This window comes from Staphylococcus sp. FSL W8-1207 (assembly GCF_038003745.1).
In the GTDB taxonomy this organism is placed as follows: Bacteria; Bacillota; Bacilli; order Staphylococcales; family Staphylococcaceae; genus Staphylococcus; species Staphylococcus equorum.
Map to the genome: position 1 here is coordinate 1 of NZ_JBBOPU010000006.1, position 23,081 is coordinate 23,081.

The following is a 23,081-nucleotide window of genomic DNA, read 5'->3' on the forward strand; positions in this document are numbered from 1 at the left end:
ATGCCAAGTTTTGAGAAATACAATTTATCACAAGTGAAAACTGAAAGATTTTATCAATTGCCTAAATATTTGTTTGAAGATGCATATTTTAAAAAAATGTCAGCAGAAGCCAAAATTATGTATGCATTATTAAAAGATCGCTTTGAATTATCTATACAGAACGAATGGGTAGATAAAAATAACAACATTTATTTTATTTTCAGTAATAAACATTTATGTGAATATTTAGGCTATGCTGAACAAAAAATCATAAAATTAAAAAAAGAATTAGTGAAATTTAATTTACTTACTCAAGAACGTGTAGGTCTTAACAAACCTAACAGATTATATTTATTGAAACCAAATTATGACACTGAACCGAGTCATATCAAGGAACTTCCAAATTCACAGTTCCAGAACAATGAATTTGGAAGTTCTGGAACTGTGAATTTAATTGGTCAAGAACTTCCAAATTCACAGTCTAATGATACTGACTTAAGTAATACTGATTATATAGAGACTGAGAATAATGATACGCATGATATGAATGATACATACAACAATTCAATAAGTCATGATCATTCGGATCATACAAATCATCAACAAACTGAATTTAATAATGATGCGCTTAAGTTCCAAGTCCTTGAAGAATTGCCGCAACAACTTCAAGGCTATTTAAGTAAATTTGAAATTAGAGAAATACGAATTATTAAAAGTGTATTACTCAAAGGGAAGAAATCATTTAATAATGCACATGATACCTATTATCGTTTAGAAGATGTTGAGTTTGAAATTATAAGTGTGTTGAAACGTTTTAAAGCGATGTTGCTACAAAAGAATGAAACCGTTGAAGCTATGCAAGGATATTTAATGCAATCGATTAAAGCTGAACTTGAAGAAATACACGCACTTAATATGCGTCGTCAAAACATGAAACAACATAATATCTTTAATCAGTAATTCAAATAATTTTACAGCAATCAAAGAAACCTCAAAATATTCGGTTAAGTCATCTGATTTTTTAACTGATGATGATGAAAGAAATCAAGAAATCGTGAATGATTTGGAAAAAGGTTTATATCGAAAACGTATGTTGAGTTATGGTGGTTTGCTTAAACAAAAACATAAAATTTTAAATTTAGACGATGCCGAAGATGGTAATTTAATTAATACAAGTGACGAAGATAAAATAACAGACGAAGAAGAAAAAGCACATTCAATTACTGCAATTTGGAATTTTGAAAAACAAAATTATTACTTAAAAGATTTGAAACGTTAGCTTAAAAGCTAGCGTTTTTTTATGTATTTTTGCCCCTGCGGGAACTATAGCGTTCAACCGGCATGGTTGACCAGTTTTACTATGAAAATTTTAATTTGCATGTAACTGGGCAGTGTCTTAAAAATCAACACTGGATTTACTAGAAATTTATGTATGGTTTATCTGCAAAATAAAAATCATAAAGTTTAAGAAATTCAAAATCAGTATCAGAGATATTTTGCTTTTTCATAATTTGGATTGTTTTTATAATTCTTTGGTCGTTTGGAATATCACATAGATCAGAAATTTCTTGTGATGTTTTATCAAATACGGAAAATGTAAATTCAAAGTTTATTGTCATAAAGAACACCTCTTATTTGGCTCATATTTGCGTTTTAAGAAATAAAGATGATTATACAGATATAAAACTATATAAATTTAGAGTTTGCTCTAAATACCCCCTTAAAATGCAAAATAAGTATATTGGATTATCACACGCATTTTTGAATTTAGCACGATACCATTTTGGTATGTAAGTGCGCCCTTGGATATATAAAATAAAAAGCCAACCCACATAAAAATGGATTGGCTTTTGCAAGGTAGATTATAAAAAAACTACTGTTAATAAGCGCCTTAAACGTTATAGACATATTGTAATAAGAACACGCATTTATGCCGAGAAAATCTATTTGTCGATGAGAGCCCTTAATTAGACTTAAAGCGCCAGCGGGAGAATAGCGTCAGCTATTAAATCGACCGATGGACAGCTTTAGGATTATTAAGGAGCGCAGAATCGTCGGCAAATAGAGGAATTGGAATAAAGCAATATTTATTTAGTTGTTAATTTTGAAATTAGTAAAAATATTATCCAAAATGCTACTCCGAAGCTTATAAATATACCAAAAACTTTTAAATAGTCTAAAAAAACATTTAATTTAAACCATCCACTGAGAAGTAAAATTGGATAGATTGTAACAAGCATTAGAACGAAATGAACAATGGTTTTTTGTTTCAAATTCAGCGTATTAATTTCGTATATAAAAGAGCTTAATCCTAAAATTAATATTATAAGACTTGTAATAAATGTACCTTTTGCTTGGTAATTTTTTTCTTGTAGCAATAGAATTAAGGAAATAAAACTCATTACAGTAAAGGGAATTATAGCTCTATAAAAAATTTGTAGCATCATAAAATCAACTCCGTTTTTTTGTTTTTTTAAAACGAGTGAAACGAGTTTCTTCTTGTCTTGATACTATATAGAAATAACTCGATTTTTAAATTATAGCCATAATCCTTGATGCGTAAGGGATTATGGCTCCTTTTATAGTATCTTTTTAGTTTTTATCCTTCTTAGCACGTTGTTTTTACTTTGGAGTTATAGTATCTCTTAAAACAACAAGTATAAAAAATAAACTCCAATAAATAATTGACCCTATAGTTCCAACATCAATAACAAATATTAAAACTATATACCAAATAAGATTGATTACTATAATGAAATTAAAAATGGATCTTGACTTAGGTTTTATCATTTTTATCTTCACCATCTTTTATTTGTTTTCTTGATTCATAAATATTGTAATGTGGCTTTTAAATATAAAGATAAATTAAACCAAAACTAAAATGATCAATATTAAACCCAAAATACCAAGTATCCAACCACTCTTTTTCTTTTTCAAAATTTCTGGGATAGATGCGATTGTAAATGCTATAAGAGAAAATAACATAGGTAAATCGCTATTATCCGAAAGTATAACCATATAAAAAATGGCGATAATTAATAATATAGCAACTAAGATATTAATCGCTTTAGTTAAAAAACTATATTTTTCTTCTTGTTTCAAAAAATCACTTTCGATGTTTAATATTCTTCAAAATTTTATAAGATATATAAGCAGCTAATTGCTTATATATAACTATATTCCAAGTAGAGATAGAACATATAAAATAAAGAAAAGACCAAAAAAGATCGTTAATATAACACGTTTCTCTAAAGTATATGCTAAGGACCCCATACCAAAAGCTATAGCTATTAAAATATCATTAGTTTTTCAAGAGAGCTTCCACCATAAAAATAATCAATTATTAGACGAAATATAAACAATAATATAGCTAATATTACAAATATCCCACCTAAAATTTTTAAATTACTCGTTAGTTTCGTTTCGTTATTAGTTTTGTTCATTTTATAACCTCTTTTAAAACTATCAATTTTGAAAACTAAATCTATGTTGCTAAAATTACTATCTAAATTAACTTATTAATTGTTAGTCAATATGACTCAAAAATATTTAGAATTATTTCATATGGTAAGCAATTAATGAGATTTTTTCAAAGTAATCGTAATAAATTCTTTGGTTAAAATCATATTTAGGAAATGAAACCCTATCTTGTTTATTAATTAAATTTAAATGAAGTATAAGTGTATAAAATTGATGAATGTATGTTCTATTTTCATCAGGTAAATGACAATGTTTCATAATTTTATTGTGGAGATAGTCAGTGAAATCTTGATTATATTCAGACCATTTTTTATCTATTAAATCTCTAATAGTTAAATTTAAAAAAGAAACACATTAATTATTGATCAGATGCTTTTATTTTTATATTTATCAATAACCTTTTTTAATAATTTGGAGCTTCAATTTGTTTATGTATATATTATCAAGAAACTTATATTATTAAGGGTACACCCTAAATATCATAAATCATTATCTTGCAAAAGTTGAAATAATAATTTATAGTTGATATATCAAAAAAGTTGATGTATTGTTTTAGTATTTTATAAAGGAGTTCTTAATAAGTAATAGGAGGCTGGTGTAGATGTTCAAAAATATATTATTACCCTATGATTTCGAAAATGATTTTAGTGCTATCCCTGACTATTTAGAAAAAGCCACCGATGAAGATTCAGTTGTTGTAATTTATCACGTTGTAACAGAAAATGATCTTGCAATTAATGTCAAATATTATAATAAGCATAAAAAAGATATTATTAGAGAAAAAGAAAAAAAACTTACTCCATTTTTACGTGAATTAGAAAAAAGAGATATTCAATATAAAATAGATGTAGATTTTGGGCATATTAAAGATACAATCTTAGAAAAAATTACTTCTGGAGATATAAATAATGGTGAATTTGATTTAGTAATTATGAGTAATCATAGAGTCGATTGGAATATTAAACATGTTTTAGGAGATGTTACACATAAGATTGCTAAAAGAAGTTCTGTCCCAGTACTAATTGTTAAATAAACATAAGAAGTAAGAAATTTATTAATTCAAAAAGCCTAAATACTTTCTCACAAATCGAGAGAGTATTTAGGCTTTTTTATTTTTTTAATTTTGGTTTGTGATTTTTTAGATTATTTTTTGATTAGTCGTTCTAAAAAAGATTAGACACGCATTTATGCCGAGAAAATTTATTGAAGTTGAGAAGAACCCTTAACTAAACTTGTAGACGAATGTCGGCATAGCGTGAGCTATTAAGCCGACCATTCGACAAGTTTTGGGATTGTTAAGGGTTCCGAGGCTCAACGTCAATAAAGCAATTGGAATAAAGCACCTATGATTATTTAAAAATATTAGTTATAATACATTCAAAAATATTTTTGAATGAGGTGTATGTATGATTCAAACGGTTGTCACTGCTGCTGTTCTTTATATTGCTACAGCAGTTGATTTATTAGTAATTTTATTAATATTTTTTGCTAGAGCAAAGACTAGAAAAGAATATAGAGATATTTATATTGGTCAATATGTAGGATCTGTGACATTGATTGTCGTAAGTTTATTCTTTGCCTTTGTCTTAAATTATGTTCCTGAAAAATGGATATTAGGATTATTAGGGTTAATACCGATTTATTTAGGAATTAAAGTAGCTATTTATGATGATTGTGAAGGAGAAAAGAGAGCTAAAAAAGAATTGAATGAAAAAGGATTGTCTAAATTAGTTGGTACGGTTGCAATTGTTACGATAGCAAGTTGTGGTGCTGATAATATTGGTTTATTTGTTCCGTATTTTGTGACATTAAGTGTTACTAATTTATTAATTACTTTGTTTGTCTTTTTAATTTTAATTTTCTTCTTGGTATTTACTGCACAAAAATTAGCTAATATTCCAGGAGTTGGAGAAATTGTTGAGAAATTTAGTCGTTGGATTATGGCTGTTATTTATATAGCTTTAGGTTTATTTATTATTATTGAAAATGACACTATTCAAACAATTTTAGGATTTATATTTTAATTTAGGGTGTGATTTTATATAAGTTATGAAAATGCTTGTGATGTGATCTGTGTACATGAGGATAAAGTTAACAATGCTTTAAGTTTTTTAGAAGATGATAAATCTAAGAAATTACTTAACATTTTAGAAAAAATTTGTGATGATAAGAAATTGAAAATCATATTATCTTTGATTAAAGAAGATGAGTTGTGTGTTTGTGATATTTCTTTGATATTGAAAATGAGTGTTGCTTCAACTTCACATCATTTAAGACTTTTATATAAAAATGATGTACTTGATTTTTATAAAGAGGGAAAGATGGCATATTATTTTATTAAAGACGATGAAATAAGAGAGTTTTTCTCTAAAAATCAGGAGGGTTTTTGAAACGAGTGAAACGAGTTTCTTCTTGTCTTGATACTATATAGAAATAATGTTCTTTTTAAATTATATAGTATCATTTGTAAGATTTTTAATTTAATTATTGATAAAATCATACTGGTGGTAAAAAAATTGACACTATGTGGTAGCTTGATTATATATAAGGAGAATATTTATATTGAAAACAATTCAAGAGATTGCAATAAATTTAAGCGTTTCTAACACCACAGTTAGAAACCATTTAAAAAAACTATCTCAGGATTTATCAAAATTTAAACAAAAAAACGTTTACAAAATTGATACTGAGGTAGAAAAATTTTTAAAAGATAGTATATTAAAAAATAGAAATGAAGATTTAAATAGTGAAAAGCAGGAATCTAAGGATTCAGATATGGAAACAGTTTTATTGGAAAAAAGAGCTGAAGAAATTTTTAAAGATAATGAATATCTTAAAAGCGAAATTAGTAAGAAAGATAACTTAATTGAAGATTTAACGATATTATTCAAACAGCAACAAAAATTACAATTAGATGCTAATAAAGAATTGCTTAAATATAAAAGAGAGGAATTAAAGAACAAATAAAAAAACTTTAATTTATGATATTAGTAAGCAGTATTTTATTGTTAGGTTTAAATATTGAATCTGAGCTAACCAACATAGTGTTCGAATTTTATAAATAAATAATGTGAGTAAAAAGTGACCTACATGTATTAAGAATTAATGCAGTAGGTCATTTTTTATTGGAAGTTTGTTAGTGGAGTCTGTAATGATGAAAAATGAAGTTTAACACACATTTGATGAAAGAGAGTAAATTAAGTTTTTAGAGCGTTGAAAATGAATTTATGTTGACTAAGACTTTAACCAAAGGAGTCGCGGAGGAGTCCCGGACAACAGGATAAGGAGAAACAATGCCATTGCCATGGCACCCAGCATAGCTGGGGCACTCTAAACTTATCCTTAAAGACTCTGAACGCTGATATTACAGTATTTATGCATTATGTTTAATGACGGACACAAAGGAATCGATGAAATTTTACATGGCATTTTCGTTGGAAAATTACAATGCTTTTATCCTTTGGGGCGCAAGGGATTTCGAAGCAGGGACTCTTTGGAGTCTCTAGAGACTCCCTAAAGGACTCCTTGTTTCCCTTCTAAATTAAGCAACATTTCATTCTATAATTTGTTAGTAATTACTTAGTTAAATATGGTAAAGTAAAACTAAGTAATTGCTAAGCTAATAACTTGTTAAAATAGATAAGTATTTGCTTAGTTTATTTTTTATAAAAATATTGAGTAATTACTAACTATATTATTGAATGAATAAATGAGTGATTACTTAGTTGTGGAGGGGTCAAAAATGACTAATAAAAGTCATAGAAAAGCTAAAACAATCAATATCAATTTGACTGAAGAAGAATATAAAAAGGTAAAAGCATTAGCAGAAGATAGAGATTTAAATCCAACAGCTTATACACGACTTGCGGCATTAGGTAATCGTATCAAACCTACAGTTGTCTATAACACAGATGAATATACTGAACAGTTAAAAAAAGAAAAACAAACACTTGAAATGGCTTTAGAGACAAGCGTACCAAAAGAAGACGTTGAGCTTTTAGAAGCACAATGTGAAAGTTATAAAACTTATATTGATACATTCAAGAAGTTCTTGCAGTATGTACAAGAAGATGCGGAATATATTAATTTGAACGGATATAAGAGAGATGAACAATTAAAAGCAGAAATGAAAGATGCTATTAAATCCTTTTTTGAAAACTGATTTAATTTTTCAAAGATATAAAACATACGAATATAAGTTATATTACATTTTGAAATTTTCGTTCTCATCCACACGATTAAAACCGTGGGCTTTCTCACTCGCTAAATTCTGTCATCTTCGCTAGTTATAAATTCGCTTATTTTAGATGAAGATGACGCAAAAAGAGCTAGTAATTCTATTTCTATGACTGATTTAGATAACGCAGCAAGTGAAAGTACAGACATTTCAAATACTGATATTAAAAATATAAGAAACGATGCTGTAGATGTGTAAAATTATATAGTGAAATAGAATAAGAAAATGATATTCAATAAGGACTAAAAGCTCAGCAAAGACAACTTAATAAATTTAGTACTTATAAAATTTATGAATTAACATCAATAAATAATAAGACTGGAATCAGATCAAATGACAAACCAAAATAAGAAGAATGATTTTATTATGGTAGCGCCTAGAAAAATTAAACAAATAGAAGGTATATAAAAGAAACTAAATCAGTTATATAAAAACATTAACTTTGAAGAATTGAATTATGGAGAAGTTAAAATTGATGAAAATTCAAACTTTATATTAGATAAAGAAAACGAAATAATACGTTATAAAGAAGATTATCTATCACAATAAACTACTGAGAAAATGATCAACTTATTAAAATCATATAGTGAAAATGCTCAATTTATAAAACAATTAATCAATAAAGATGATACAAACAAATTAATAACTAATGACAATAACAATAAAGATAATCAAATAAATGAAGATGTAAATACATTTATTTAAACATTAAGTGTTCAGTTAAAATATTTAACTGAACACTTTTTTATTATGGTAGCGTTAATGTATAAACATAAGTTACTACATAAAAATAATTTCAAAGGTTAATTTAAAACGAATAAATTATGTAAATAATACATGTTAAGTATTTCACAAATAGTCGTTAATTTAAATAAAATACATAAAATCCAGACTCCTTTAGGGAGTCTATAACGACTCTAAAGAGTCCCCGTTTTTAAACCTCTTGCGGGACAAGGGATGTGCCGTTCGGTAAATTCTCATAAAAATGCCGTGTAAAAATATACAAACTCTATTGTTATCGCGTTATAAATTATTATATAAACACTATCACATCAGCATTTATAGTGTTAAAGGATAAGTTTAGAGAACCCCAGCTGTGCTGGGTGCCATGGCAATGGCATTGTTCCTCCTTATCCTGTTATCAGGGAGTCTAAAAGGAGTCGCTGATATATTTAATAGGTAAGAATAAACAATATAAGTTGTTCTATTAATTACCATTAATATAATGTTATAAGTTTTATATTAATAAACTTTAAGCATCTTAATTGAGTTCGTTTATTAATAAACAACCAATTAATGTATATAAAACGTGACGCTAATTAAGAACGTTAGATATACTTTAATAAATCAAATAACTACATTTTTATTTTTGATTTATTAAATGCAATTAAACTTAGTTATAAGTTAATGCAGGAGGTTTAGTTTTTGAAATACTAATTAAATGTTATAAAAAAGAGGAATCTATACATAATATAAATTCCTCTAAAGATATTTGAAATATACGTTATTAACTTAATGCATCTTTTATATCACTTGTAGGTAAAAGAGAACTATATTAATAGTTCCCTAAATAATTTCATCAATCCGTTTCATTTGTTTTACTGCATCATTTTTAAAATTAACACTCATATATGAATGGAAACCACTTTTTATTTTTCCGATTATAGCATGTGGTTCTGTTATATTTATTTTATCCAACCAATTTAGTAATGATATATAATCAAATACATCAATATGATTAATTAATCTTTCATATCTTAAATTTCGATTTATTATTTACTAAGTGATTATTTAGTAATAAAGACCAAAAAAATAACCATTCCTAACTTTTGACCGAGTAGGTAGGATGGTTATTCATCAATTTACTGAAAAGCCATCGTGTATTACATAAATCCTAATATGCTATTTATAATATATAACCCATAACTAAAAATTAGCTGCTTTTATTCATAATGTGACCATGCAGAAAGGATAAAAACTTCCTTATCATCTTCATCAACTGTGTAAACAACTCTATGTTGATGGTTTATTCTTCTTGAATAGCGCCCTAAGTGTTTAGGTTGCAACTTTTCAAAAGATTGGCTTGGAAAATAAGGGTCTTCTTTTAACGTGTCCATAATTTTTAAGAATTGTGTTTTCAACTGTGATTGTTTAAATTTCTTTAAATCAGATTTTGCTGAATTTTTAATAGCAATACTGTAATTATCCATTTAGAGGTTATCCCAGTCTAAATCATCAACGTTAGTGTAGCCACTGTTATCCTTTTCACGCTCTCGTACTTTATCCATAGTCCCTGTTGTTTCAAGATATAACGTTTCTTGAATACTATCCCAATCTTTCTGACTTATGATTACGGCGTTATTTTCACTCTTAGAACTGCTTATAATAACGGGTTCGTGGCTATCATTAACTTGTTTAAGTAGTTCATAGAATTCTTTTCTCGCATTAGTAGGCGTTTTAATATTCATTATTAGTCACGTCCTTTCTTTATTCTATATTATAACGTACTTAAAAACGTACGTAAAGTTATGGCCTATAATGGGGTATAAGTTTGATTTTTACATAATTCAACTTATCGGAAGTGCATATGCTTGCAGATTAACAGATGGTATAATAGGGAAGTCGTCGTTCTACTTCTGTGCTGGTTTAGCATGGAAGGAGGTGACACCATGTTCAGCATCATATTTGTATCTATAGTAGCTCCTATTATAGTGGGGGTTATAATCACGTTGTTTTCATATTGGTTGAATAATCGTGATAAATAATTAAGCGACGACATAGTAATAACACCAAAAAGAGCCCGATAACTATTCCAGTAGTTATCGGGCTCGGTGTTTACCATGTTCAACACATATTTGTTATCTAAATTATAACATCATAGTGGAGAGAAATGCAAAATAAGAATAAATATATACGTAGTCTAAATAAAGAGCAATTTACTTAGCTTTGCCTCCACTTAATTCATTCACTGCTAGTATAGCTTGCGCTACGTCTTCAGCAGTGAATTCGTCACTTAAATTAGAGAAAGTGTCATTAGGATCTTTTGCTAATTCTCCCACTTTTACTAAATCCTCAAAAGAAACGTCGTGTAAATGCATATTATTTAAATTTGTTGGCATTTCTAAGAATTTATAAAAATCAATATATTTTTTAATTTCTTCATAAGGTCTATTTTCTAAAACCATTTGAACTAGAGTCCCATACGCCACTTTTTCGCCGTGTCCAAGTTTATGGATATCTCCTGATAAAGCTGTAAACCCATTGTGTATTGCATGGGCTGCAGCAAGTCCACCGTTTTCAAAACCAAGTCCTGAGAGTAAAGTGTTTGCTTCGATAATAGACTCCACTTGAGGTGTTACAATACCTTGTGCTGCAGAAAAATAGGCGCTTTTACCGTATTTAAATATTGTTTCTTCTGCTTTTTCAGCAATGGCTAAAGAAGCTAATGTTGGTTTTCCATCCACCATAGTTTTCCCTCTACGGTTTAAAGTTGCTTTAACTTCTACTAAAGTAGCTAAAGCATCGCTCATGCCCGCCGCAAACAATTTGACTGGTGCTTGGACTATAATTTGTGAATCTGCTAATACTACATTTGGGTTTTTATAGTAAAATCTGTAACCCGTAAAAACACCTTCATCTGAATAGATAACTGACAAAGCACTCGTAGGCGCATCTGTAGAAGCAGTTGTTGGGACAATAATAACAGGGGAATTAAGATCATCAGAAATTGCTTTTGCTGTATCTAATGTCTTTCCTCCTCCAACGCCAACAATCACATTTATGTTATTTTCTTTGGCTATTTGGCTAAGTCTTGCTATTTCATTTTCAGAGGCTTCCCCATTAAATTCTTCGTATTTGTAACTAATCTCGTTAGATTCAAAACTCTCATTTATGTCTTTATTTGTTAGTGACCAAACTAAACTATCTGAAATAATCAAGGGTGTATCACCTAATTTATTAACTTCATTGGCTAAACTTTTTATTTCTCCTTTTCCTTGTATATATCTACTTGGCGATTGAAAAACGTATCTTGACATAAAAACCCCTCCTTATTATTTGATATACACTTATTTTATCCCCTGTATTCGTATGTATAAATCATAAATCTTTGTAAATGTGAAAGTTTATACGTAAAACAATTACTTATTCGAATGATTTAACTTCTTTTTTTGAGCAAGACGTATTCAGGGTGTGGGTCATTTTTTTTTATTTAAATTGGAAAATAAACTTTTGTTTAAGTCAAAATTTTAATTTTACGTGTTTAACATACTTCTTTTGAGGTTATTTGAGTTTGTAAGTAGGATATTTATTATGTTTTTCTATCAAGTTAGGAGTTACTTAATATTAACGCAGTTTGAAATATTACATTACTGGAGAGGTTTTATGGATTTTATCATTACAATAGTAATAGGTGTAATCGTTGGCGTGGTATTTTCAATCTGGTTAACTAACAATAAAATTACTAATCTTATTATTAGTTTGATTTCAGCAGTAATTGGTGCATTCATTGGTCTAACAATGTTAAATTCTTCAGGCAATGCATTATCAAATTCGGCAGGCATGTTCTTTATAATTCCGACACTTGTTGGTTCTGTTTGTCTGACTTTACTTGTTTTATTTATTATCAAAACGAGCAAAGATATAGCAACAAATTAAAATAGTTTATATTGCTACAGTATATGTGAGATTGTACTAATTTTTAATAATCGCCGATTGTAAAATTAAGCTAGACACATAAGAAAAGCCACTCGTGATACACTCAAAATGAATTTCCAACCAAAGAAATCATAGGAGTGATCACGAATGACCTACACCCATCTTAGCACGGATGAATTGATAATAATAGAAGCCTATTTCCATCAAAATAGCTCTGTCACAAAGATTTCAAGACAGATGGGCCGGGCCCGTCAAACAGTGCACAATGTGGTGACTTTTCTGAAAGACGGGCACACGGCACTGGATTATTACAAGCGCTATAAGCAGAACAAGAAACGCTGTGGTAGAAAACAGACTGTACTACCCGCCGATCAACATCTCTATGTTGAAGAAAAAGTCGCTCAGGGCTGGACCCCCGATGTGATTACTGGTCGCGAGGAACACCCAATTAATTGTTCGGGACGGACACTGTACCGGCTATTCAAACGTCAGCAGTTTGATATTTCTACACTGCCGATGAAAGGCAAGCGAAAACCAAACGGTCATAAGGAACGCCGGGGCAGACAGACATTCAAACGGAACATTTCTGAAAGAGAGACGGATTATCCGGCATTCAACGAAGAATTTGGTCATCTTGAAGGCGACACGATTGTCGGTGTCCACCATAAAAGTGCCATCATTACATTGGTTGAACGCCTGTCAAAAGCCATCATCACGCTAAAACCCGAAGGCAGAACAGCGAAGGATATCGAAACCACGCTCAACACATGGTGTCATCAGGTGCCCAGAAACCTGTTCAAATCCATTACATTCGATTGTGGCAAAGAATTCTCGAATTGGCGGTCAATCAGTAATCAGAATGATCTTTCCATCTATTTCGCTGATCCGGGCACCCCTTCCCAGCGCGGGTTGAATGAACATTCCAATGGGTTATTGCGGACAGATGGATTGCCTAAGGGGATGGATTTCAATCAGGTGGACCAGCGGTTTGTTTCCTCCGTCTCTACCAGAAGGAACCATATCCCCAGAAAGTCATTGAATTATCAAACCCCGTTGGAAGTATTTATGAGTTACATGGATGTAGGTAAACTGTCTAGCTTATTTTGACAAACGAAGTAATTATAAAGTGTAAATTTAGGTGCTATTATTTCATAATTAACTCATATATAATTATTATATATGCTTAACTAAATGTTTTAGCAACAGTTGTTTAAATATTTTAATGAGTATAATATTTAAACAAAAGATTTGGGAGGAACTGCTATTTTGGAAAAAAAATTAGAACTTACATATGCTAGAGCGATATTCTGTATAGTTATTGTAATCGTACATGTCATGACAGGATTTTTAAATGATCATCATATTTCGCATGTTCAAAAAATGAGCTATAGTTTTATACAAATAGTACTACTGTTTGCTACACCGTGTTTCATTATATTATCTGAAACTTTGTTGGGCATGCGTTATTCTACTTATACACCAAAGAATTTTTTTATAAAGCGCGTTAAATTCATATTAGTACCTTATTTATTCTTTGGTTTTTTTGTTACTTTTAAATTATTTATTGATGAATCAACTAATAGTTCCTTTTGGGAGATTTTTTTTGGTATTGTCATACAGGGTAAATTTTTTGGATGGTTTGTTTTAGTTATATTTCAGTTTTATATTTTACATGCTTTATTTTATAAAATTTTAAGTAAAGCTAACCCAATATATTTACTCTTATCGTCATTTTTAATTAGTTTTGCTCACTCTTTTCTAATGTATTATAATCCGACTTACCTAGATTTATGGGATAAATATTATCCATTTTTTAATAGAACCATCATTTTTTATTGGCTTTTTTACTTTGTAGTGGGCTTTTATTTTGGAAAATACTATGAAACCATCATTTCATTCTTTAAAAATAAGATATATTGGTTTTTATTAATTTGGTTTTTATCCATTTTTTATATGGTATTTAATTTCTTTTACTTAAACGTATACCTAAACGAATCTAATCGCTTTGATTTGTTATTATTTTCATCGGTGTCTTTTGTATTTATCGTATATTTTGCAAAAGCGTTAAGTAAATTTAATCTAAATTTCATTCTTTTAATTAGTGAAATTTCATTCTTTATTTACTTATCTCATCAAATTATAGTAGATTATATTTCAAAATCATTAGCGGTCTTCGTGACACAGCCAATATTGTTCTTTGTTTTAACCACTATTTTCACCCTTGGTTTTTCTATTGGTTTAGCAATTATTTTATCTTTCATACCATATGTGCGGATTGTTGTTGGAAGAAATACACTGCAACCAATGATCATTAATAATTACCAACTTCAAAAATAAAAAATAAATAACTTTATTGGTGTCATCTATGAGACCAATAAAGCTATTTATTATAAGTTAAATGCTTTTATCATCTTTTTAGCGATTCGTTGACAAGCTTTAGTATCTTCATATATATATATCTTTCATATGTTCTTTATATCTCTTTTTCATTTCGAAATAGTGTAATTCTTCTATTAAGTCCTTCTCATTTTCTACTATATCTCCTGGTAACAAACTCTTGTTTTCTTCTAACATTTCATCACTTACCAATGCAGACGGTCTGTAGTAAATCACTTTTTTATGCATTAACGCAAAATCAAAGCCAACACTGGAATAATCTGTTATGAGTAAGTCATTATCTTTTAATAAAGAACTCACACTATATTGACCTTCATATAAAATTTTTACGTACTTATCACAAAATAAATGTGAGAACTTTTGAAAATTTCGATGTAAATAAAAACTAACTTTAATGTTATTTTCAGTTACAAAGTTTACTAACATTTCATTTTGTAATAATTGATTGTATGTTTTAAAAAAATAAGTATTTTTAAATTGTTCATCTGTATACTGATCTAGACCTTTACGCCAAGTTGGCATTATGAGAATATGATTTTTAGTTAATTTTGATGTTTTTCTATCCATAATAATATTATCAAATCTTGGAAGTCCTGTAAGAATAGTATTTTGTTCTGTATAGTTATACTTTTCAATCACTTCATATTTTTCTCTTTCTGAAGATACTACAAATAAATTTGTAAATTCATTATTTTGTGTCCGTCCATATATCCCACTCACATCTTTAGAAGCTATGACGCCATGTTGCAAAAACAATTTGTTTTTAGATTTAACTTTTTCTTCTAAAAAGTTGGTTAAGAAAGGTAATACATAATTAGGAGTGTGCGTATGGACTATAACTGTAGCACTTTCAAAAAGTTTGATATGATTTAAAGACTGATATTGTATAATGTTATCTTCATAACCTTTAAGGTTTATAATATCTGAACTATAGTCTGATACTAAATAATATACATCGAATCTATCATCATAATTGTTGATAAGAAATTGAAAGAAGATAAAACCATTATCTTGAGCTTTTTCAGGATATTCAACTATGATTATGATTGGTTTATTAATTTTAGTTTCTAAATTATTCTTTTTCATTTTTAGATAATATAAATAAGTTAGTTTTGGGACTATGAAAATCCTCGTTGATAAATTCTCGTGTTTAGTGCTGTACACTCTAATTAGTCACAAATATCTTTTGTTTCACTTGCTAATTTATCTTTTGTAATCTATTAATGGTAATAAATTCACTTTATAAAGGACAGGGTCGAATATTTTTTGATTGGAGGGGATAAAGGTGAATATTAACAGTCAAAATCCAGTTATGTCGGTTAATGTATCGATGAAAATTTTCAAAGCTCAAGCAATACCTGGAAATTTAATACTACTAAGCGATAGAATATGTTTTTAAGCCAGTGGATTGTTAAAGGGTACTGAAGTTAAAGATACTTTTTCCTTTGAAGAAATTAAAAAAATTAAAGTTGGATTTTCGATTGCTCCATTTAGAATTGTGATTATATTAAATGATGAGATAATTGGATATTTGATTAAGTGAATCGTAAAGATGCTAAAAAGTGTGCTGAGCTTTATGAAACAATTAATAGCAATTAATTCTGATTTGAGATAGTTAAATTGCTTGATATCGTTCTTATTAAACTTAATAAAATTGAAACTTTAATTTAGTACTTTATATTTTTCTGAATTCTTTAATAATCCTATATACTGTAGAACGACTCACTCCTGTTTGTTTAGCAATCTCTTCGCCTGTAAGTTTTTGTTCATCGTATAGAAATTTAATTTCTCTTTTCTTATGGTCAGGCAATGAAGGTCTGCCGCCTTTTCGCCCTCTTGCTCGTGCTGCTTCTAATCCTTTTTTTGTTCGTTCACTTAATAAGTTAGCTTCAAGTTCAGCGAATGCACTCATCATGGTAAAGAACATCTTGCCCATCGCATCTTTAGTCGATACGTTCATATCTATAATATGTAAATCAATGCTATTATCATCCAACCATTGCGATAGCTCAATTAACTGTTTTGTTGTACGTCCAAGACGATCTAGTTTATAGATAACTAGGATATCTCCTTCGCGTAAATAATCTAAACACTTATCAAGTTCTGTTCTTTTCGTTTTGCGACCGCTCGCTTTCTCGCTAAAGATACGTTCACAACCATATTCCTCAAGTGTATCAATCTGTCCATCAAGACTTTGATCTTGTGTTGATACACGTGCATAACCAATTTTAGCCATTTCAATACCACCTCTTTTAATCGTTTTATGGGCACTTATTAACGAAATCTAATTCTCGATGCAAATAAACGCGTCTCTCATCGTCTAAAAACTCATGATTTTTGATATTTATGATACATTGATTATAACACAAGTTTATAGACTTAAATATCCAAGAAAAACCTCTTAATATTAAGTTAAGAGGTTTTGTGTCAAAAACGAACGTTATTTATGATTTTTCTAATCTTTTCTTTGTATGAATTATTTTCGCTTATCTTTAAACAACCTTGAATATACAAGAATTTCTTTACTCTTAAGTGATTTATAAAAAGCGGCAAAAACATTTTACTTGATAAATAGAAAACGGCAGTAAGATAGTTTCGAATTGAAAATTATCTTACTGCCGTTTTTTTGGTATTTATGTGCCAGACTCTTTTTTAATATAGATTACTGTGTTTAGTATAACAGTTTATTTACCTTTAACTATAACTTCATCATTTTCAAGTACGATATCTACATGTTTTACTTCCGTATGCTCTAAGTAGTAATCTGTGATTTTGTCGCGTACTTCTTGTTCAACAACACGACGTAACGGACGCGCACCCATTTGTTTATCATAACCTTTGTCAATTAACCAATCTTTGACATCTTGTGTAACGTTCATTGTAATTCCTTTTTTATCTAATGTTTTTTGAACATCTTCTAATAATAAGTTAACGATGTCTTGTAATGCATCTTTATCTAAATGTTCGAATTTAACAATACCATTGAAACGGTTAAGGAATTCAGGGCGGAAGAATTTTTTCATTTCATCCATAATATCATCAAATTCTTCATTGCCGTCACCAAAGCCGGCATTAGAAGTACAAATAATAATTGTATTTTTAAAGTTAATGACATTACCTTGACCATCAGTTAAGTTACCATCATCCATAACTTGTAATAATAAAGTTAAGATTTGTGGATTCGCTTTTTCAATTTCATCAAATAAGATAACTGAATATGGATTACGTCTAACCTTCTCTGTTAATGTGTTTGAATTATCATCATAACCTACATAACCAGCAGTTGTTCCAATCATTTTAGATACAGCTGTTTGATCACTATATTCACTCATATCTAAGCGAATCAATGCCTCTTTGCTACCGAACAAATCAATTGCTAACTGCTTTGCAAGTTCTGTCTTACCTACACCTGTAGGACCTATGAAAAGGAAGCTACCAATTGGACGGTTGCCTTCATCAAATCCAGCACGATTACGACGAATTGCACGAGAAACAAGGTCAACAGCTTTATCTTGACCAATAATTTTATCTTTTAAACGCTTATTGATTTTTTTCAATCTTTCGATATCACTTGCATCCATTTGAGATACAGGAATACCAGTTAAACGTTCTATTGAGTCAGACACGTCTTTTATAGTAGCTTTAGTATTATATTTGCCATTGTTGTTTTCTAATTTATCTTCTAGTTCCTTAATTTCATTTTGGAATTTGTCAGCTTCTTTATACTCTTCATTACTCACGGCTTTACTTTTATCATCTTGTAATTGTGCAATGCGGTTTTCAGTTTCTACTTTATCTACTGCAGGACTTTGTGCTGATAAGTGAGCTGCAGTAATATCTAGTACATCAATAGCTTTATCTGGCAATAAACGTTGTGGAATATATTGAATTGATAAATCTACACAAGCTTTTAATACGTCATCTGGTAATTCAACATGGTGGTGTTCTTCAAATTTTTCACGGATACCTTTTAAAATATTAAAAGTGTCATCAGGACTTGGTTCATTAACAAGTACTTCATTAAAACGACGTGTTAATGCAGCATCTTTTAAAATATTATTCCGATATTCATCTTGTGTAGTTGCACCAATAATTGAAAATTCACCACGGCTTAATGCAGGTTTAATTATATCTGATAACCCTTTACTACCAGAATCACCGCCAGTTGAACCTGAACCAATAATTTGATGAATTTCGTCAAAGAATAATACAACATTTTTCGCTTCTTTAACAGCTTCAACTAATTTTTGGATATTTTCTTCAAAAGCGCCACGATATTGTGTGCCAGCTTCTAAGGAAGAAATATCTACTGAGATGACTTCTTTATCTTTAATAGATGCTGGTACGTTACCTTTAACAATGGCTTGTGCTAAACCTTCAACAATAGCTGTTTTACCTACACCAGCTTCACCAACTAAAATAGGGTTGTTTTTAGTACGTCTACTTAAGACTTCAGCAGTTTCTTGAATTTCTTTATCACGACCAATTACTGGATCTAATAAATCATCACGTGCTTCTTGTGTTAAATTGCGCCCAATTTGTTCCAAATAATTACTTTCATCATTTTGTCCTTGAGTGCTAGATTGTTGAAATGCACGCGCGCTTTGCTCAGCAGAATTTCCGCCTTGTTGTTGCTGTTGTCGTAATTGGGCTAATTGTTCGGGAGAAATCTCTTTACCATTGATATAATATTTTTTATTACCATTATTAACAGATTCTTGCATATCTTGGAATATTTTTCTGAAAATTGAATCAAAATCATCATTGAAAAATCCATTACTCATACATATCACCTCATAAGAAATTTTAGAAATACTTAAGACAACAATTAAATCATGAATGCTTCGAATCAATAATAAATTAATTAATTAGTTCATTTATTATATGTGTAAAGCTAATTCTTTAATGCCAATTGCTAATTAAATTTAAATTCCTACATGTATTATTCCTCTTATAGTATATTGTTAAACTTATTGAAAAAAATTTACTTTTTATAACTGTCTAGATTAAAGAATCAAAATTGAACGTTTTAAAATTTGGTATGAGTTATTGTATTTTAGTTATTAAGTTAGATTTTTAAAAAAGAAGACGTCTCCTTCATCTGTAAAATTATCAAAATTAACATCTCTTTTAAACTCTAATCTGTGAGCTAAATTTATAGAAGCTGAGTTATCTTTATCAGTTCTTATTACAAAAGGTAAAGTATTGTCTATTTCATAATGTAACCAATTTATAATTTTCATAATAGCTTCAATTGCATAGCCCTTTCCTGTTGCTTTGGGGTCCAATCTATAATACAAATTAAAGTATTCTTTATTCGCAAACTCCATTTTTTCTGCCCCGCCACTACCTATTACAGCATCACTTTCTTTTTCAATAAATATGAAATATCCATGATTATTATTGTCCCAATAATTTGCCCATGCATTCAACATTTTTTTAGTATCCTCTATTGTTTTATGCTTTCTCTTAGGAGTATATTGAGTTGCTAATTTATTAGAGTGAATCCTATATAATTCTTCAGAAAACGATAATTTCGGCTTACTCATAATTAATCTTTTACTTTCAAGCATTTCTCTGCACACACACTTTATATCTACATTAATTAATAGCTATAAGTATAACAAAAAACACATACATATTATGTATGTGCTTTAATCGTTTCAAAATCAAAATGGATATCAATAACGAACATTAATAGTATATTGATTTTATTGATTACCACTTACATCCTTGTTTAGTATATAAATGAGAAAACTCCAATACTTTTAATAAGAACAGGATATTGGAGTTTTTAATGTATTAGAGTATCTATCGATTAGTGGAATTATGTTAACAGGGGTAATAATATTTTGAAATATCCGTCTTAGTATTTATCATAAAATATTTGTTATTAAGAGCCATTCTAATGAGTTCTTTTTTATAAGGAATATGAATTGTTGGAACTACTCTCATAGCTTCTTGTAGATCGGGGAATTTTCCCCATAACTCTTTAATTTGTTGCCTGAAACTTCCTGTTTTACAGTTTATAATATGTCTTTTATCATCGTATTCTGGATAAACCACTATTATAGGTAGACCCAAAGTGTTTGCTCCATAATTTAATTCTTCTTGTAAAGCTCTACTAATTTTAGTAGTGGAACTTAAAAATAAAATTATGTTCTTTGAATCCCTTAGTCGATTTCGCAAACGAGGCTTTAAGGTTCGTTCCCAATCACTTCCGTCTCTTACATTGTAATTTTTATTATGGGAATCTAAAAATGGAAAACTGTCATCGTTAGCTTTCCAAGCTTTCAATAAATTATACGAAGAAAAATCTTTTGTAGCTGACGCTCCTAAATTACTTGGATCAAAAGGTTCACTTACATAAAATGCTGCATAATTTCCACTTTTATACGCCAATATTTTCACCCTCTTTTAATTGATAAAAATTGATGTTATCTTTTTGTAATTCTTGAATTACTACTTTCACTTTAGCAGGTTCCTTAAACTTAACTTTACTGATTTTAAACGTCCAAATTAATACTTCAAGTAATTCTTGGTCTTTAGCCTCGAAATCTGAGTGTCTTGTTATACCTGCTCCCAACAATGGCAAAACAACTGTTTGTTGATTATATAATGTGTTAACTTCATCCCAAAAATTTATTAAGCAATTAGCATATTCAGATAGTTTTAAATTTGCTTCATCTTTCTCATTGAATTTAGAAAAAGCTACAAGAAAATAATCACCATCTTTGTAAATGCTGCCTAAATTATAACTGGTAGTTTTACCACCGTTAAATCTATCAACCTTTTTTTCTTTCACCTTTTTTTTAAGCTTATCATCATCAGCTATTCTATCATCTAATTCTTTTAGTTTTTTTTCATTAGGATAAAATTTAGTTATATACTGCCCGTTTAATGATTTGGGTGAAATAATATTCCCATCTACTTTAGTATCAAAATACTCATTAAAAGCAATCACTTTAAAATCATCATCTTCTTGATTAAAAATATCTCCAATAGTAATTTCAAAATTTGAGTCATTTAAAATTAAATTAGTGCCTTTTATTGTTGAATATCTATATAAAAAAGGCACTAAAAGGTTATAACCTTTTAGTGCCTAATTAATTATATTAGCTACCAAAAAACCGGCTCCAAAACCCCTTTTTAGGTGCTTCCTCTTCCCTATTACCAGGATCACTCTTGATTTCTTCAGATGGTTTATCATTCTTTTGGAATTCATCTTCTTTTATACTTTCAATCTTTTTCTCTTCAGATATATCTGTATGTTCCACTTCTGTTTCTGATGGCTCATTTTCTTCTTGTTGTTGGTTGATATTTGGAGATTCTTTAGTAAAAGTTGCTTCTTGCGCATTGACGTTTTGTCTATCATTAGTCGTTGTATCAAAAGAATAATTAAGCTGTCGTTCTTCTTCTAATTGATGTTCTAGCTTTTGAATTTTTTTATTACTTTCCAAAGCTAAAATTTGTTGATTCTCCAATAGTTTATTCAATGTATTAACATTGCTATTCTGTTGGTCTAATTGTTTAGTCAGACTTCCAATATATTTTTCATCATTTTTAGCTCTAGTTTCGAATATTTCTATTTGTTTTTCTAATTCATTCACTTTTGTTTTTAGTGTATCAGAACTATCAATATTGCTATATACTGTATTTTCAACTTCTGGATATTTTTTATTAAAGTCTTCTTTTTTAACAGTTTCCCTATTTTCTATCGTATTTTCTTTTTTAGTTATTTTTTCTATAATTCTCAAGTAATCATCATTATTAATATAATTAACACCGTTTTCTTTTTTAAAAGAAACATTTAAGTTTTTAGCATTATTAACAATAGTTTGTTTGGTTACATTCAGTTCATCAGCAACCATTTTAATAGTTTTCATAACATCCATCCTTAGGTACTAAATTAGGTACCTAAATTTTACCACCTAACGAAGTTTTTTTCATCTTTTACCACCTAGGTTTAGTGGCTAATTTAGCACCTAAATGCCTAATTAGATACCTATACAGTATTATAACTACCTAATTAGGCACTAAAAATATTATAGGTAGTATTTTGAGGTTATAGAATAATTCTAACTATTCTTAAAACGCTTTATATACAGGTTTAAAAGTGTTAATATTATTTTATGAATATTAAAAGAGCCAATGCTATTGGCGTAGCATCGGCTCTCGGTAATAAAACGATTTGCATTCGTTTGTTTATATATTTTTTTGATACTTGTATTATATATATCTAGTCATCTAAGTGCAAGCACAAAACATGTAACTTTCGTAAAAATTGTTTTATTACCTCAATCCCAAAATAAATGGAAATGAGGTTTTTATT

24 protein-coding genes and 1 pseudogene are annotated in these 23,081 nt (G+C 29.1%); 12 read left to right on the top strand and 13 right to left on the bottom strand.

Annotated features, from left to right (window positions below; genetic code table 11):
* Window positions 1-939, top strand: coding sequence for a replication initiator protein A (locus tag NSR03_RS14280; protein WP_069819181.1), 939 nt, complete (start codon window positions 1-3; stop codon window positions 937-939).
* Window positions 940-955: 16 nt separating this feature from the next.
* Window positions 956-1,258: pseudogene (locus NSR03_RS14285) on the top strand (protein rep); the annotation flags it as partial.
* Between the two features lie 139 nt (window positions 1,259-1,397).
* Here the strand turns inward: NSR03_RS14285 and NSR03_RS14290 are convergent.
* The 3 genes from NSR03_RS14290 to NSR03_RS14300 all read right to left on the bottom strand — a co-directional run bounded on the left by NSR03_RS14290 (window position 1,398) and on the right by NSR03_RS14300 (window position 3,081).
* The gene (locus NSR03_RS14290) at window positions 1,398-1,598 is read right to left on the bottom strand and encodes a hypothetical protein (RefSeq protein WP_002512574.1); all 201 of its coding nucleotides are present in this window, start codon (window positions 1,596-1,598) and stop codon (window positions 1,398-1,400) included.
* Window positions 1,599-2,066: 468 nt separating this feature from the next.
* Window positions 2,067-2,426, bottom strand: a complete 360-nt coding sequence (locus NSR03_RS14295; RefSeq protein ID WP_002512575.1) for a DUF3021 family protein — start codon at window positions 2,424-2,426, stop codon at window positions 2,067-2,069.
* 418 nt (window positions 2,427-2,844) lie between these two features.
* Complete coding sequence (locus NSR03_RS14300; protein WP_002512576.1) at window positions 2,845-3,081, bottom strand: hypothetical protein; 237 nt, start codon at window positions 3,079-3,081, stop codon at window positions 2,845-2,847.
* A 979-nt stretch (window positions 3,082-4,060) separates the two neighbouring features.
* On the opposite strand from NSR03_RS14300, the gene NSR03_RS14305 reads away from it, so the two are divergent.
* The 6 genes from NSR03_RS14305 (at window position 4,061) to NSR03_RS14330 (ending at window position 8,401) form a co-directional block, all read left to right on the top strand.
* Window positions 4,061-4,492: a universal stress protein gene (locus NSR03_RS14305; protein ID WP_002512578.1), complete on the top strand. Its 432-nt coding sequence runs from the start codon at window positions 4,061-4,063 to the stop codon at window positions 4,490-4,492.
* Between the two features lie 373 nt (window positions 4,493-4,865).
* A complete protein-coding gene (gene cadD, locus NSR03_RS14310) occupies window positions 4,866-5,483 on the top strand; it encodes a cadmium resistance transporter CadD (RefSeq protein ID WP_002512579.1) in 618 nt (205 codons plus the stop codon).
* A gap of 18 nt (window positions 5,484-5,501) precedes the next feature.
* Window positions 5,502-5,849 carry an ArsR/SmtB family transcription factor gene (locus NSR03_RS14315; RefSeq protein ID WP_064210029.1) on the top strand — a complete coding sequence of 116 codons (348 nt, stop codon included), beginning with the start codon at window positions 5,502-5,504 and terminating at the stop codon, window positions 5,847-5,849.
* A gap of 172 nt (window positions 5,850-6,021) precedes the next feature.
* On the top strand, window positions 6,022-6,426 hold the full coding sequence (locus NSR03_RS14320) for an HTH domain-containing protein (RefSeq protein ID WP_069795478.1): 405 nt from the start codon (window positions 6,022-6,024) through the stop codon (window positions 6,424-6,426).
* Between the two features lie 775 nt (window positions 6,427-7,201).
* Entirely contained in the window at window positions 7,202-7,621 is a 420-nt protein-coding gene (locus tag NSR03_RS14325; protein ID WP_040029815.1) for a plasmid mobilization protein, read from the top strand.
* Between the two features lie 636 nt (window positions 7,622-8,257).
* The gene (locus NSR03_RS14330) at window positions 8,258-8,401 is read left to right on the top strand and encodes a hypothetical protein (protein ID WP_340719249.1); all 144 of its coding nucleotides are present in this window, start codon (window positions 8,258-8,260) and stop codon (window positions 8,399-8,401) included.
* Window positions 8,402-9,639: 1,238 nt separating this feature from the next.
* Here NSR03_RS14330 and NSR03_RS14335 read toward each other — a convergent pair.
* Window positions 9,640-9,906 carry a Txe/YoeB family addiction module toxin gene (locus NSR03_RS14335; protein WP_069820932.1) on the bottom strand — a complete coding sequence of 89 codons (267 nt, stop codon included), beginning with the start codon at window positions 9,904-9,906 and terminating at the stop codon, window positions 9,640-9,642.
* Window positions 9,907-10,164 (bottom strand): type II toxin-antitoxin system Phd/YefM family antitoxin, encoded by a 258-nt coding sequence (locus NSR03_RS14340; protein ID WP_064209985.1) that lies wholly within the window; start codon window positions 10,162-10,164, stop codon window positions 9,907-9,909.
* A gap of 201 nt (window positions 10,165-10,365) precedes the next feature.
* On the opposite strand from NSR03_RS14340, the gene NSR03_RS14345 reads away from it, so the two are divergent.
* A complete protein-coding gene (locus tag NSR03_RS14345; RefSeq protein ID WP_021340007.1) occupies window positions 10,366-10,461 on the top strand; it encodes a type I toxin-antitoxin system Fst family toxin in 96 nt (31 codons plus the stop codon).
* 171 nt (window positions 10,462-10,632) lie between these two features.
* Here NSR03_RS14345 and NSR03_RS14350 read toward each other — a convergent pair whose 3' ends face one another.
* Complete coding sequence (locus tag NSR03_RS14350; RefSeq protein ID WP_021340008.1) at window positions 10,633-11,733, bottom strand: glycerol dehydrogenase; 1,101 nt, start codon at window positions 11,731-11,733, stop codon at window positions 10,633-10,635.
* A gap of 346 nt (window positions 11,734-12,079) precedes the next feature.
* Between NSR03_RS14350 and NSR03_RS14355 the strand changes: the two genes are divergently transcribed.
* From NSR03_RS14355 to NSR03_RS14365, 3 genes are all read left to right on the top strand, one after another.
* The gene (locus NSR03_RS14355) at window positions 12,080-12,352 is read left to right on the top strand and encodes a hypothetical protein (RefSeq protein WP_021340009.1); all 273 of its coding nucleotides are present in this window, start codon (window positions 12,080-12,082) and stop codon (window positions 12,350-12,352) included.
* Between the two features lie 147 nt (window positions 12,353-12,499).
* Window positions 12,500-13,459, top strand: coding sequence for an IS30 family transposase (locus NSR03_RS14360; RefSeq protein WP_040762886.1), 960 nt, complete (start codon window positions 12,500-12,502; stop codon window positions 13,457-13,459).
* A 159-nt stretch (window positions 13,460-13,618) separates the two neighbouring features.
* A complete protein-coding gene (locus NSR03_RS14365; protein WP_069820927.1) occupies window positions 13,619-14,689 on the top strand; it encodes an acyltransferase family protein in 1,071 nt (356 codons plus the stop codon).
* A gap of 108 nt (window positions 14,690-14,797) precedes the next feature.
* On the opposite strand, the gene NSR03_RS14370 is transcribed toward NSR03_RS14365, so the two are convergent.
* The 7 genes from NSR03_RS14370 to NSR03_RS14400 all read right to left on the bottom strand — a co-directional run bounded on the left by NSR03_RS14370 (window position 14,798) and on the right by NSR03_RS14400 (window position 22,635).
* Entirely contained in the window at window positions 14,798-15,835 is a 1,038-nt protein-coding gene (locus NSR03_RS14370) for a CDP-glycerol glycerophosphotransferase family protein (protein WP_141714489.1), read from the bottom strand.
* 589 nt (window positions 15,836-16,424) lie between these two features.
* Entirely contained in the window at window positions 16,425-16,985 is a 561-nt protein-coding gene (locus NSR03_RS14375) for a recombinase family protein (protein ID WP_069820929.1), read from the bottom strand.
* A gap of 448 nt (window positions 16,986-17,433) precedes the next feature.
* Window positions 17,434-19,533 (bottom strand): AAA family ATPase, encoded by a 2,100-nt coding sequence (locus NSR03_RS14380; protein WP_069813448.1) that lies wholly within the window; start codon window positions 19,531-19,533, stop codon window positions 17,434-17,436.
* A 279-nt stretch (window positions 19,534-19,812) separates the two neighbouring features.
* Window positions 19,813-20,298 (bottom strand): GNAT family N-acetyltransferase, encoded by a 486-nt coding sequence (locus tag NSR03_RS14385; RefSeq protein ID WP_157947072.1) that lies wholly within the window; start codon window positions 20,296-20,298, stop codon window positions 19,813-19,815.
* A 283-nt stretch (window positions 20,299-20,581) separates the two neighbouring features.
* Window positions 20,582-21,151, bottom strand: coding sequence for a TIR domain-containing protein (locus NSR03_RS14390; protein ID WP_069813446.1), 570 nt, complete (start codon window positions 21,149-21,151; stop codon window positions 20,582-20,584).
* Window positions 21,141-21,827: a macro domain-containing protein gene (locus NSR03_RS14395; protein ID WP_081330630.1), complete on the bottom strand. Its 687-nt coding sequence runs from the start codon at window positions 21,825-21,827 to the stop codon at window positions 21,141-21,143. The genes NSR03_RS14390 and NSR03_RS14395 overlap by 11 nt, the downstream gene beginning before the upstream one ends.
* Window positions 21,828-21,864: 37 nt before the next feature.
* A complete protein-coding gene (locus NSR03_RS14400; RefSeq protein WP_002512583.1) occupies window positions 21,865-22,635 on the bottom strand; it encodes a DUF536 domain-containing protein in 771 nt (256 codons plus the stop codon).
* Window positions 22,636-23,081 lie beyond the last annotated feature (446 nt).

Coding starts and splice junctions, on each gene's coding strand:
- cadD (WP_002512579.1), top strand. CDS start 4,866: ATGATTCAAACGGTTGTCACTGCTGCTGTTCTTTATATTGCTACAGCA.
- NSR03_RS14290 (WP_002512574.1), bottom strand. CDS start 1,598: ATGACAATAAACTTTGAATTTACATTTTCCGTATTTGATAAAACATCA.
- NSR03_RS14325 (WP_040029815.1), top strand. CDS start 7,202: ATGACTAATAAAAGTCATAGAAAAGCTAAAACAATCAATATCAATTTG.
- NSR03_RS14340 (WP_064209985.1), bottom strand. CDS start 10,164: ATGAATATTAAAACGCCTACTAATGCGAGAAAAGAATTCTATGAACTA.
- NSR03_RS14345 (WP_021340007.1), top strand. CDS start 10,366: ATGTTCAGCATCATATTTGTATCTATAGTAGCTCCTATTATAGTGGGG.
- NSR03_RS14360 (WP_040762886.1), top strand. CDS start 12,500: ATGACCTACACCCATCTTAGCACGGATGAATTGATAATAATAGAAGCC.
- NSR03_RS14280 (WP_069819181.1), top strand. CDS start 1: ATGCCAAGTTTTGAGAAATACAATTTATCACAAGTGAAAACTGAAAGA.
- NSR03_RS14350 (WP_021340008.1), bottom strand. CDS start 11,733: ATGTCAAGATACGTTTTTCAATCGCCAAGTAGATATATACAAGGAAAA.
- NSR03_RS14375 (WP_069820929.1), bottom strand. CDS start 16,985: ATGGCTAAAATTGGTTATGCACGTGTATCAACACAAGATCAAAGTCTT.
- NSR03_RS14305 (WP_002512578.1), top strand. CDS start 4,061: ATGTTCAAAAATATATTATTACCCTATGATTTCGAAAATGATTTTAGT.
- NSR03_RS14400 (WP_002512583.1), bottom strand. CDS start 22,635: ATGAAAACTATTAAAATGGTTGCTGATGAACTGAATGTAACCAAACAA.
- NSR03_RS14335 (WP_069820932.1), bottom strand. CDS start 9,906: ATGGATAATTACAGTATTGCTATTAAAAATTCAGCAAAATCTGATTTA.
- NSR03_RS14330 (WP_340719249.1), top strand. CDS start 8,258: ATGATCAACTTATTAAAATCATATAGTGAAAATGCTCAATTTATAAAA.
- NSR03_RS14370 (WP_141714489.1), bottom strand. CDS start 15,835: ATGAAAAAGAATAATTTAGAAACTAAAATTAATAAACCAATCATAATC.
- NSR03_RS14385 (WP_157947072.1), bottom strand. CDS start 20,298: ATGAGTAAGCCGAAATTATCGTTTTCTGAAGAATTATATAGGATTCAC.
- NSR03_RS14295 (WP_002512575.1), bottom strand. CDS start 2,426: ATGATGCTACAAATTTTTTATAGAGCTATAATTCCCTTTACTGTAATG.
- NSR03_RS14380 (WP_069813448.1), bottom strand. CDS start 19,533: ATGAGTAATGGATTTTTCAATGATGATTTTGATTCAATTTTCAGAAAA.
- NSR03_RS14355 (WP_021340009.1), top strand. CDS start 12,080: ATGGATTTTATCATTACAATAGTAATAGGTGTAATCGTTGGCGTGGTA.